General features: G+C 59.8%; 6 protein-coding genes. 3 read left to right on the forward strand and 3 right to left on the reverse strand.

Annotated elements, in window-relative coordinates:
• Positions 1–495: 495 nt before the first annotated feature.
• A complete protein-coding gene (gene purL, locus VIL80_RS00195) occupies positions 496–4,374 on the reverse strand; it encodes a phosphoribosylformylglycinamidine synthase (RefSeq protein ID WP_332034150.1) in 3,879 nt (1,292 codons plus the stop codon).
• A gap of 556 nt (positions 4,375–4,930) precedes the next feature.
• Between purL and mltF the strand changes: the two genes are divergently transcribed.
• The 3 genes from mltF to dld all read left to right on the forward strand — a co-directional run bounded on the left by mltF (position 4,931) and on the right by dld (position 8,837).
• The gene (gene mltF / locus VIL80_RS00200; protein WP_332034151.1) at positions 4,931–6,409 is read left to right on the forward strand and encodes a membrane-bound lytic murein transglycosylase MltF; all 1,479 of its coding nucleotides are present in this window, start codon (positions 4,931–4,933) and stop codon (positions 6,407–6,409) included.
• A gap of 149 nt (positions 6,410–6,558) precedes the next feature.
• Entirely contained in the window at positions 6,559–7,068 is a 510-nt protein-coding gene (locus tag VIL80_RS00205; RefSeq protein ID WP_332034152.1) for a hypothetical protein, read from the forward strand.
• Between the two features lie 38 nt (positions 7,069–7,106).
• Positions 7,107–8,837, forward strand: a complete 1,731-nt coding sequence (gene dld, locus VIL80_RS00210; protein ID WP_332034203.1) for a D-lactate dehydrogenase — start codon at positions 7,107–7,109, stop codon at positions 8,835–8,837.
• Positions 8,838–8,854: 17 nt separating this feature from the next.
• On the opposite strand, the gene VIL80_RS00215 is transcribed toward dld, so the two are convergent.
• Together VIL80_RS00215 and VIL80_RS00220 are read right to left on the reverse strand one after the other, a co-directional pair.
• Entirely contained in the window at positions 8,855–9,352 is a 498-nt protein-coding gene (locus VIL80_RS00215; protein WP_332034153.1) for a DUF6702 family protein, read from the reverse strand.
• Between the two features lie 122 nt (positions 9,353–9,474).
• Positions 9,475–11,838, reverse strand: coding sequence for a M1 family metallopeptidase (locus VIL80_RS00220; protein WP_332034154.1), 2,364 nt, complete (start codon positions 11,836–11,838; stop codon positions 9,475–9,477).
• Between the last annotated feature and the right edge of the window lie 171 nt (positions 11,839–12,009).

The raw sequence follows: 12,009 nt of genomic DNA on the forward strand, positions 1-12,009 counted from the left end.
ACCCACAAAGACAATATGGCCAGAGCGAGAATGTTTAAAATTATAAGAGGTAGACCAGCACTCATTGTTTCTTTCTGACTTGCACATAACAGTTAATTAGTGGGCAGCAAGGCCTATATCCCCCTGCCCCATATCTCTTTAATGTTTTCACGCCAGAATGTCGCCAAAGGCCCATACGGTCAAGCCTGTAGCGGATAGCCCTTATCTGCAGCAACAGACAAAATGATCATACTGCCCACTATCCCGCCAGTGGCACCACTCAATAACCAATTGATTTTAATAAAGATTTTCCACTTTTACTTATACGCACAAAGTTAGTGGGCGGAGTGAGCAATTTTCTTCACCTGATCAAATGTATAAAAGTTAGCCTAAAGCCGCTGTGTGCCGGCAATATACAAACAGCCGCACCCAAGAGTGGGATAGAAGTGAAAATCACACATAAAAAAAACCCGCTCTGTTGAGCGGGTTTTTTGTCAGATCTGCAGCTGATTCGACTTAATCCACAAACACTCTCGCATTGCGGAACAAGCGCATCCAGCCGGAGTCCTCTTTCCACTCATCCGGGTGCCAGCTATTGCTGACGGCACGGGCGACGCGCTCCGGGTGCGGCATCATGATGGTGACGCGACCGTCCTCGGAACACAGCGAGGTGATACCGTTGACCGAGCCATTGGGGTTGGACGGGTAAGTCTCGGTGATCTGCTGGTTGTTGTTGAGGAAACGCATGGCAATGGTGCCGGATTTCTCACAAGCTTCCAGCGCCTGCTGGCTGGCAAACTCCACACGGCCTTCACCGTGGGCGACTGCCACCGGCATGTAGGAACCGGCCATGCCCTTGAACAGCACGGACGGGGAATCTTCCACGCCTACCAGCGCAAAGCGCGCTTCATACTGTTCGGACAGGTTGCGCACAAAGCGCGGCCAGTGGCTGGCGCCGGGGATCAGTTCCTTGATCACGGAGAACATCTGGCAGCCGTTACATACACCCAGGCCGAAGGTGTCCTTGCGATTGAAGAACGCTTCGAACTGGTCGCGGGCGCGGTCGTTAAACAGGATGGTCTTCGCCCAGCCCTCACCGGCGCCGAGTACGTCACCGTAAGAGAAGCCACCACAGCCCACCAGGCCTTTGAACTGATCCAGTTCGATACGTCCGGCGAGGATGTCGCTCATGTGAACATCGATGGCATTGAAGCCCGCGCGGTGGAAGGAGTGGGCCATTTCCACCTGGCTGTTGACGCCCTGCTCGCGCAGGATCGCGACTTTCGGGCGTACACCTTTCTTGATATAGGGCGCGGCGATGTCTTCGTTGATGTCGTAGCTCAGCTTGACGGACAGGCCCGGGTCCTGCTGCGCGGTTTTTGCCAGCGCATCGAACTCCTGCTTGGCGCAGTCGGCGTTGTCGCGCAGGGCCTGGATGCGGTAGCTGGTCTCACTCCAGATCTGCTGCAGTTCGGCACGGCTACGATTGAAGATTTCCTCGCCATTGCGGGTGATGCGCAGCAGTTCCTTGTCGTTCAGGCCACCGATCTGGTGGGCGGGAACACCCACGGCGGCGAAGCGCATGGCCAGCATGTCGGCGTCTGCGGCAGGGACCTGCAACACGGCACCGAGTTCTTCGGAGAACAGCGCGGCGATGGCGTCATCACCCAGGTCGTAGATTTCTACATCGATACCGACGCGACCGGCAAAGCTCATTTCCGCGAGGGTGGCGAACAGGCCGCCGTCGGCACGGTCGTGGTAGGCAATCACTTTGTCTTCGGCGAGCAGTTCCTGCATCACCTCGAAGAAGCCCTTGAGGCGCTTGGCGTCGTCCAGGTCCGCGGGCTTGTCGCCCAGTTCGTTGTATACCTGCGCCAGACAGGAACCGCCGAGACGGTTTTTGCCAGCACCCAGGTCCACCAGCATCAGCTCGGATTCCCCTTTCTTGGTGCGGCGCAGCTGTGGGGTCGCCACTTTGCGCACGTCGGTAACCGGGCTGAACGCGGAGATCACCAGGGACAGGGGCGCGGTAACGGCCTTGTCTTCACCGCCGTCGTTCCACGCGGTGCGCATGGACATGGAGTCCTTGCCCACCGGGATGGTGATGCCGAGCGCCGGGCACAGGTCCATGCCGATGGCTTCCACGGTGCGGTACAGTTTTTCCTCTTCGCCCGGGTGGCCCGCGGCACACATCCAGTTGGCGGAGAGTTTGATGTCGGACAGCTGCTTGATCGGCGCACAGGCGATGTTGGTGAGGGCTTCACCCACTGCCAGGCGTCCGGAAGCCGGCGCGTCCAGCAGCGCAACCGGAGTGCGCTCGCCCATGGACATGGCTTCACCGGCGTAGCTGTCATAGGCCACGGTGGTCACACCACAGTCCGCCACCGGCACCTGCCAGGGGCCGACCATCTGATCGCGGGAGACCTGGCCGGTTACGGTGCGGTCGCCAATGGTGATCAGGAAGTTCTTGCTGGCGACGGTCGGCAGGCGCAGTACGCGCTCGGCGGCTTCGTTCAGGTCGATCTTGCTGGTGTCGAACGCGGAGGTATTGGCCTCGCGCTTTTCCGCCACGCGGTGCATCTTCGGCGGCTTGCCGAACAGCACGGACATGGGCAGGTCTACCGGTTTGGCATCGAACTGCTTGTCGTTCAGGGTCAGGTGCTTCTCGCTGGTGGCCTCACCCACCACCGCGAAGGGCGCGCGCTCGCGCTCACAGATCTTCTGGAAACGCTCCAGATCCTGCGGCATCACCGCCATCACGTAGCGTTCCTGGGATTCGTTACACCAGATCTCCAGCGGGCTCATGCCCGGCTCGTCGGACGGCACATTGCGCAGTTCGAACTTGCCGCCGGTACCACCGTCCTTCACCAGTTCCGGGAAGGCGTTGGAGAGGCCGCCGGCACCCACGTCATGGATAAACGCGATCGGGTTCTTGTCGCCCAGCTGCCAGCACTGGTCGATGACCTCCTGGCAGCGGCGCTCGATTTCCGGGTTCTGGCGCTGTACGGAGGCGAAATCCAGGTCCGCGGAGCTGGTGCCACTGGCCATACTGGAAGCCGCACCGCCACCGAGGCCGATCAGCATCGCCGGGCCGCCGAGTACGATCAGCTTGGCGCCGGGCTGGAATTCCGGCTTCTCGATATGTTCTTCACGGATGTTGCCGTAGCCACCCGCCAGCATGATCGGCTTGTGGTAACCGCGACGCTCGCCGTCGAAGTCTTCTTCAAAGGTACGGAAATAGCCGCAGATGTTCGGGCGGCCGAATTCGTTGTTGAACGCGGCGCCGCCGATGGGGCCTTCGATCATGATGTCGAGCGCAGTAACGATGCGCTCGGGCTTGCCGTAGTTCACTTCCCACGGCTGCAGGTGGCCCGGGATCTGCAGGTTGGAAACGGTGAAGCCGGTCAGGCCCACCTTGGGCTTGGAGCCACGGCCAACGGCGCCCTCGTCGCGAATCTCACCACCGGCACCGGTGCCGGCACCGGAGAACGGCGCGATTGCGGTCGGGTGGTTGTGGGTTTCCACCTTCATTAATAGATGGATGGCTTCCTGGCTGAACCCGTATTCCTTGGTCTCGGGGTCCGGGTAGAAGCGGCCGGCGTTGTGGCCAACCACAACCGCGGCGTTGTCCGCGTAGGCGGAAAGCACGTTCTCGCCGCCCAGGCGGTAGGTGTTCTTGATCATGCCAAACAGGGAGTTCGGCATCTCTTCGCCGTCGATGGTCCAGCTGGCGTTGAAGATCTTGTGGCGACAGTGCTCAGAGTTCGCCTGCGCGAACATCATCAGTTCCACATCGGTGGGGTTGCGCTCCAGCTCTTCGAAGCTGGTGAGCAGGTAATCGATCTCGTCTTCTGCCAGGGCCAGGCCCAGGTTTACGTTGGCCTGCTCCAGCGCCTGGCGGCCGCCGTTCAGCACGTCCACACGGCCCATGGGGCGGGGCTTTTCCACCTGGAACAGCTGCTCGGCCTGCGCCAGCTCGGTGAATACACTCTCGACCATACGGTCGTGCAGTTCCGCCGCCAGCAGGTTGCGTTCAGCCTCGGTTAATTTGACCCCGCTAATGTAGTAGGCAACCCCCCGCTCCAGGCGGTGGATCTGGGTCAGGCCCGCATTGTGGGCAATATCGGTGGCCTTGGAAGCCCAGGGCGAGATGGTGCCCGGGCGCGGAACGACCAGCAGCAGTTCGCCTTCGGGCTGATGCTTCTCTTCGGTGGGTCCGTACTGCAGCAGACGCTCCAGCAGCGCCTGCTCTTTATTAGCGAGCTTTTTGCTGTCGGCAAAATGGACAAACTCGGCGTAGACATCCGCAATGGCGGGCTGCAGGGCGCGGAGTTGGGTCAGAAGTTTTTGATGGCGAAATTTCGACAGTGCGGGAGCACCACGCAGAACTAGCATCGCGGGAGTTAGCCTCTTGTCTGGAATTGAGCGCCTGTGGACATAAGCAATCGGCTACGGGATCAGCTTCTAAAAGAGTGCCGCACAGGAACGAGGGGTATCGTGAGCGCGCGCATTGTACCCGAAGCTACTCCGCTCCAACACTGCCGTAGACACATCTCCGGCACATAACTGCCAAGGTGTTAGAGCAGTAAAGATGAAGGGCGTGGGCAACACCACTGGGAAGAAGGCAAACACGCAATCTCTGGCGGCATTTCCCCCCCGATGTCGCTTCACGGCCTGTTATGCCGGCGCCAAGTACTACACTTAAGTCGTCAAAACAAGCCAACCGGTCACAAAGGTCCAGATGCGACCATCAACCGATTGGTCAGCGCGACGGGGTTTGGGGTAGAATTGCCGCGCTTTTGACCCAAGCCTGTGCAATATATAAACAAACAGGCTTTACGCGCGGGTGGCAATGGAGCCGCCGCCCGCTGGAAATGGCGCCTCCGACCCAGCTTTCCTCGAGTCGGACACGCCGAAAATAAAGCAAAGAACGGACTCGAGGGAACAACCTATGATCATGAAAAGCCGACTGTTGCGATACAGCCGCCGCATGCTGAAGTGTGCGGCGCTGGCCTGTTGCGCTTCTCTTTTGGTGGCCAGTAAGGCGCCGAGCCTGCTGGAGCAGGTCAAGGCATCCGGCAAGCTGGTGGTCCTGTCCCAGAACGGACCCACCACCTACTACGAAGACGCCAACGGCAATCACACCGGTTTTGAATTCGGCATGCTGCAGGCGTTCGCCCGCGAATTGGGTGTCACCCTCGAAATCCGCGATGTACACGATCTGGGTCACCTGTTCCGCGAACTGGACAACCCGGACTCCGATGCCCACCTGGCCGCCGCCGGTCTCACCGTGACTCCGGAACGCCGCGAGCAGGTGCGCTTCGCCCCCTCCTATTTTGAGATTCGCCAGCAGGTCATCTATCGCCTGGGTGAAACCCGCCCCCGCAGTGTGGCTGAGCTGGCCGGCAAGAATATCGCCGTGATTGCCGGCAGCGCCCACGCGGAGCAACTGCGCAAGCTCTCCGAATTCCACCCCGAGCTGACCTGGGAAGAAGTCTCCGATGTCGACGCCATGGAGCTGGTGGATATGGTGAATGAGGGCAAGTACACCTATGCGGTGGTGGATTCCAACGCCTACGCGGTGCACCGCGGCCTCTATCCCAATACCCATATCGCCTTCAACCTGACCCAGTTCCAGCCGGTTTCCTGGGCCTTCCCCAAGGGGGATGACGACACCCTTTACCGGGCCGCGCGCAATTTCATGCTGCGGGCCAACACCAGCGGACTGGTTACGGAGCTGCGCGAGCTGTATTTCGGCCATGTCAGCAAGATGAATGCCGGCGGCGCACAGACCTTTGCCCAACTCACGCGCGAGCGCCTGCCCCAGTGGCGCGGCGAAATGCAGCGGGTGGCGAAGGAATACGACCTGGATTGGGAGCTGCTGGCAGCACTCAGCTACCAGGAATCCCACTGGAACCCCAGCGCCAAGTCCCCCACCGGCGTGCGCGGCCTGATGATGCTGACCCGCGCCACCGCGCGCGAGATGGGCGTCAATCGCCTGGACCCGACCGAGAGTATCGAGGGTGGCGCACGCTATTTCGTGCAGGTGCGCGACAAGATCCCCGAGCGAATTCGCGAGCCGGACCGCACCTGGATGGCGCTGGCTGCCTACAACATCGGCTACGGCCACCTGGAAGACGCGCGCGTATTGACCGAGCGCATGGGCGGCAGCCCGGACCGCTGGTCCGACGTGCGCGAACACCTGCCTCTGTTGGCCAAGCGCCAGTACTACACCACCCTGAAGCACGGCTATGCCCGCGGCTGGGAACCGGTCACTTATGTGAAGAACATCCGTCACTACCAGACGCTCCTGACCTGGACCAGCCGTATCGAAGAGCAGCGCCTGGCCGCGGCCGCCGCCAATGACAATGGTGAAACGCTGGCTGAGCTGCCAGCTTCGGAGACCGCCGCCGCGCAGTCGGCACTTTGATCGCAGACACCGTTACAACCCAAAAAGGGCGGCCATTGGCCGCCTTTTTTGTTTCAGGGCACCCCGTGCAAGGCACGAAATTCCACCTATGCTTACTTCACATCGTCGCCCGATACCGCGCCCACGAATCGAACCGTTGAGGAGAAACCATGATTCGCAAGTTACTCTACATCGCCGTCGCCACAACTCTGGCCACCTCTGTCACCATCTACGGCTGCGGCCGCAAGACCGAAACCCATGATCCGGACAATGCCCCGAAAACAGAGACCGAGGTGATGGAAGAAGTCATCATCAACAAGCCCGAGGGCGGCGGCGATGCTGCCATGCCAGACCAGTCGGCACCGGACAGCTCTGCCCCCGACGCCAGTACAACAGAGGATGCCGCCCCGCCTTCCACCGCCGACACAGGGGAAAACCCGAACGGAGAGGGCGAACTGATCTGTACCCCGGAGTGGTTCAACTGGGTCAACGAACAAGTGATGAATGACCAGGGTGAGGCCATCGCCGAGCGGTTTCCCAATGGCCTTCCCGAAGTGGGCACTGACGAGTGGTACAACGCGATGGACATGCTCACCGGTGGCGACGGCGCCCACGGCCCCGATGGCGGAAGTGACGAGTGGTGTTTTATGATGCAGCAACGCCTCGGCAAAAATGACTGAACTACGGATTTGATGAAGGAAAACAGGGACTGAACAGGATACACAGCGAAGGCAGCCGGCAACTGCTCCAGCAGCTCGAGCAGTTGCTCGGTGCCGATAGGGTCGTTTCAGATCCCAAGCGCAACGAGCATTACCGCAAAGGATTTCGTTCCGGTGAGGGCGATGCCCTCGCGGTGATATTTCCCCAGCATCTGCTGCACATGTGGCGAGCACTGCAGGCCTGCGTCGATGCCGGAGCCATCGTCATCCTGCAGGCGGCCAATACCGGCCTCACCGAGGGCTCTACCCCGAGCGGCTCCGATTACGACCGCCCGCTGGTGATTATCAACACCCTGCAAATGGAAACCATTCATTTGCTGGATGGCGGCAAACAGGTGGTAGCGCTGCCCGGCGCCACCCTGCATCGCCTGGAGAAGCTGCTCTCGCCCATACGACGCGCACCGCACTCCGAAATCGGCTCGTCCTGCCTGGGCGCATCGATTGTCGGCGGCATCGCCAACAACTCCGGCGGCGCGCTGTGCCAGCGCGGCCCGGCCTATACCGAGCTGGCCCTGTTTGCGCGGGTGGACGAGCACGGCAAGCTGCAGCTGATCAATCACCTGGGTATCGAACTGGGAGAAACCCCGGAAGAGATCCTCACCAACCTCGAACACGGTTCATTTATCCGCGTGGGGCAACTCCCCTATTCCGACAACGATCTCCGCCCGCGCACCGCATCGGACCGCGACTATGTTGCGCGCTTGCGCGATGTCGATGCGGATACACCGGCGCGCTTCAATGCCGATCCGCGGCGGCTGTTCGAAACCAGTGGCTGTGCTGGCAAGGTGGCGGTGTTCGCCGTACGCCTCGACACCTTCCCGGTTCCCGAGCGCACCCAGACGTTTTATATCGGCAGCAACGATGCACAGGTATTCTCGCGACTGCGCCGCGGCCTGTTGAGCGAATTGCCGCAAATCCCGATGCTCGGTGAATACCTGCACAAGGATATGTTCGACCTGGCGGCGGAATACGGCAGGGACAGTTTTTACACTATTGAAAAGCTTGGCACGCGCAGAATGCCGAAATTTTTTGCGCTCAAGGGCCGGGTGGATGCGTGGCTGGCCAAACGAAGCTTTTTACCCCGCTATCTGAGCGATCGCCTGCTGCAGCAGTTCAGCAAACTGCTTCCGCAACATCTGCCGCAGCGCATGCTCAATTACCGGAAAAAATTCGATCATCACTTGATCGTGAAAATGGCGGACGACGCCATTGAACCGACCCGCAACTGGCTCACGGCATTTTTCAGTGAAGCGGAAAACAGCGGCGAGTTCTTTGCCTGCACACCCGCGGAAGCAACCAAGGCCATGCTGCACCGTTTTGTGTCCGCGGGCGCGGCCATGCGTTACCAGGCGGTACACAACAAAGAAGTGGGCGAGTTGCTGCCACTGGATATCGCCCTGCGGCGCAACGACCGGGACTGGCAGGAACAGCTACCCGCAGAAATCGCGGATCAGCTGGAATACCGGCTGTATTACGGGCACTTCCTGTGCAACGTTTTCCATCAGGATTACATCCTGAAGAAGGGTGCCGACGTAAAGCAGGTAAAAAAGGCGATGCTGGAGCTGCTCGATCGGCGCGGTGCCTGCTATCCCGCCGAGCACAATGTCGGCCACCTGTATCAGGCGCCAGAAGCCCAGCTGAAATTTTTCGAACAGCTGGACCCCACCAACTCGTTCAACCCCGGTATCGGCAAGACGGAGAAAACACGCCGCTGCTGCACCTGTGGCTGAACAGATTCACAAGCGGATCAGAACTGAATCTCTACCCTGCTGGCACCCGGCTTCAGGGTAAAGCTTTCGGTATTGCCGTCGCGGGTCAGGTTTATGGTGTTGACCTGGTCCCGCTCGACCTCCATCAGCATGGATTGCTGCACCTGCAGCTTTTTGCCCTCTACCTGGCTCAGGGGAATTTCCTGATAGACCCAGACATCGTGCACATCGGATTCCATGCCAACCCACTTCGGCTCAATCACCGCACCGTCGGCCGCGCGAATCTGGAAGCGCTCGTTGATGTAGGACGCCATTTGCGCCTGAGCGTCTTTCATTTCCTTGCTGGCACTCAGCTGCAGTGCACGTTCGATATCCGCAACAAAAAAGCGGTGGGTTATTTCCAGCGACTGGGTGCGCGGATTGACTTCCAATTCGGTGAGACCGAAATGGTAGCGGTGAGCCTCGGCGTTGAATGCCAGTAGCAGGGTCATTACCGCGGCAAAGAAAGAAATAATACGCAACTTGCCAACATGCATTGCAGTGAACCTCAGTAGCAATGTACAGGGAATGTTCCGGGAATAGGTGGAGTGTAAGACGGGACCAGGGCGGCAAGAACAGCCGCCCCGGCATCAGAGTCACCGGTAATGGAGAGTACCGATCAGTCTTCCTTGAGCTCGACTTCCCAGTCCTTCATCAGGTTGCGGGACTCCTCTTCCTTGAACAGTTCAAGGCGGGATTTGATGATCCGGCGCGGGAAGTAGTTGTTCTCCACGTCGATATCGGCGGTTTCCCAGTGCGGATCGAGCACCACGGACTTCAGTACCTTGTCTTTGCCACGCACCAGCATCTTTGAGGTCTTCTGAGCGTTGCGCGCCCAGATTTCCGCCGGAATACGCAGTTCTTCGCTGCTGCCGTCGGTGTACTCCAGCTGCAGGATCAGCGGCATTACCAAGCCACCAACGTTGCTGAAGCTCAGCACGTAGGCATTGCTCTCCACCTTCAGCAGGTCTTTTTCCCAGTCTTCCAGGCCGTCCAGCATACCGCGATAGCTGTTGCGGTCCGCATTGGAAACATCGAACTCGTCGTGCTCGTTGTAGAAGTCAGCCAGCTCCGGCTTGCCATCCACGATGCGGGTCATCTTGTTCGCGCGATTCTGGCGCTCGGTAACGGTTTCCGGCTCCTCCTGGAATTTCTTGCGCTTCCAGGGATTCTCGATTTCCGGGTTCTTGGTACCAACGGTGTAGTGCTTCACCTGGTCGATACTGATATCCACGTGGTCGGTGGTGTAGAACCAGCCGCGCCAGAACCAGTCCAGATCCATACCGGAGGCGTCTTCCATGGTACGGAAGAAATCCGCCGGCATCGGGCGCTTGAACTTCCAGCGCTCGGCGTATTCACGGAAGGCGAAATCGAACAGCTCACGGCCCATGATGGATTCACGCAGGATGTTCAGTGCGGTCGCCGGCTTGCCATAGGCGTTGTTGCCGAACTGCAGGATGGATTCCGAGTTGGTCATGATCGGAACCTGGTTTTCGCTCTTCATGTACTCGATGATCTTGCGCGCATCGCCGCGGCGTGAGGGGTACTTCTCCTCCCACTCCTGTTCCGCCAGGAACTGCACGTAGGTGTTCAGGCCCTCGTCCATCCAGGTCCACTGGCGTTCGTCGGAGTTGATGATCATCGGGTAGTAGTTGTGGCCTACCTCGTGAATGATGACCGAGATCAGGCCGTACTTGGTGCGACGGGAGTAGGTACGCTTGCTGCGATCCTCCTCGTCAATTTCCGGGCGCGGGCCGTTGAAGGTGATCATCGGGTATTCCATGCCGCCAACGGGACCGTTGACGGAAATGGATACCGGATACGGATAGTCAAAACTATAGCGGTTGTACACATCCATGGTGTGGATGATCGACGCGGTGGAGTACTTGTCCCACAGCGGCGTGCCTTCTTCCGGATAGAAGGACATGGCCATGGTGTCGGTGCCACCCTTCTTGTAGCCCTGCGCATCCCACAGGAACTTGCGCGAGGACGCCCACGAGAAATCGCGCACATTTTCCGCTTCAAACACCCAGGTCTTGCGGTTCTTCGCACGGCTCTTTTCGTTTTTCAGCGCTTCGTCTTTGGTGATGATCATCACCGGCTTGTCGGCGGTGCGGGCCTTTTTCAGGCGCGCGCGCTGCTCGCGGGTGAGTACATCGTCGGCATTTTGCAGCACGCCGGTGGAGGCGACCACGTGGTCCGCCGGTACGTCGATGGCCACTCGGTAGTCACCGAACTCCAGCGCGAACTCGCCGCGGCCCAGGAACTGCTTGTTCTGCCAGCCGCTGACGTCGTTGTAGGCGGCCATGCGCGGGAACCACTGGGCGATTTCATACAGGTAGTTGTCGTCGCGCTCGAAGTATTCGTAACCGGAGCGGCCGCCGAGGGCCTTCTGCTCGATGACGTTGTACTCCCAGTCCACGCGGAAGCTGACCTTGGCACCGGGCTTGAGCGGCTGCGGCAGGTCGATGCGCATACCGGTATCGACGATGGTATGGCGCAGGTCGCGGCCGCTGGCATCCGCCACCTTGGTGATCTTGTAGCCGCCGTCGAACTCAGCCGAGACCACTTCGCGACGGAAGCTACCGAACGGAATGGTGTCCGGGGCAATGGATTCCACATCCACCGGCGCGGCCAGGTTGCCCGCGGAACCGGGCTTGAAGCGGTTCTGGTCCAGCTGCAGCCACAGGTAGCGCAGGGTGTCCGGGGAGTTGTTCTGGTAGGTGATGGTTTCTGACGCGGTGATGCGCTGGCGGTCGTCGTCCAGCGAGACCTTGATGTCGTAATCCGCCTGCTGCTGCCAGTAGGCGTGACCCGGGGCACCGGATGCGGCGCGATAGATGTTCGGGGTCGGCAGCAGTTCTTCCAGCTGGCGGAACTTGTCACCGGTAACGTTGAGAGGGTCGGCGGCGAGTGCCCCGGTGCTGCCGGCAAAACCCAGCAAAACTGCGCCGAAGCGGCGGAATACGGTCGAGAGAGTCATGTTTGGCGCCATTTCTCACATTGAATGATAAATAGCGCGCCATTCTAGCAGCCTTTTCGCCAGCTGGTGCTGACCTGCAAGTCCACGGTGGTGGAACCAACCTGCCAACGGCTCACTTCGCCGCATCTACCGGCAGGGCGCAGATACCCGTTGGGGTTGCGGCCGAATCAC

The sequence above is a fragment of the Microbulbifer sp. genome (assembly GCF_036563125.1).
Classification (GTDB): domain Bacteria; phylum Pseudomonadota; class Gammaproteobacteria; order Pseudomonadales; family Cellvibrionaceae; genus Microbulbifer.

What these genes read in the sequence shown, in the direction of transcription:
- purL (WP_332034150.1), bottom strand. Translation starts at nt 4,374, where the DNA reads ATGCTAGTTCTGCGTGGTGCTCCCGCACTGTCGAAATTTCGCCATCAA.
- VIL80_RS00215 (WP_332034153.1), bottom strand. Translation starts at nt 9,352, where the DNA reads ATGCATGTTGGCAAGTTGCGTATTATTTCTTTCTTTGCCGCGGTAATG.
- mltF (WP_332034151.1), top strand. Translation starts at nt 4,931, where the DNA reads ATGATCATGAAAAGCCGACTGTTGCGATACAGCCGCCGCATGCTGAAG.
- VIL80_RS00205 (WP_332034152.1), top strand. Translation starts at nt 6,559, where the DNA reads ATGATTCGCAAGTTACTCTACATCGCCGTCGCCACAACTCTGGCCACC.
- VIL80_RS00220 (WP_332034154.1), bottom strand. Translation starts at nt 11,838, where the DNA reads ATGACTCTCTCGACCGTATTCCGCCGCTTCGGCGCAGTTTTGCTGGGT.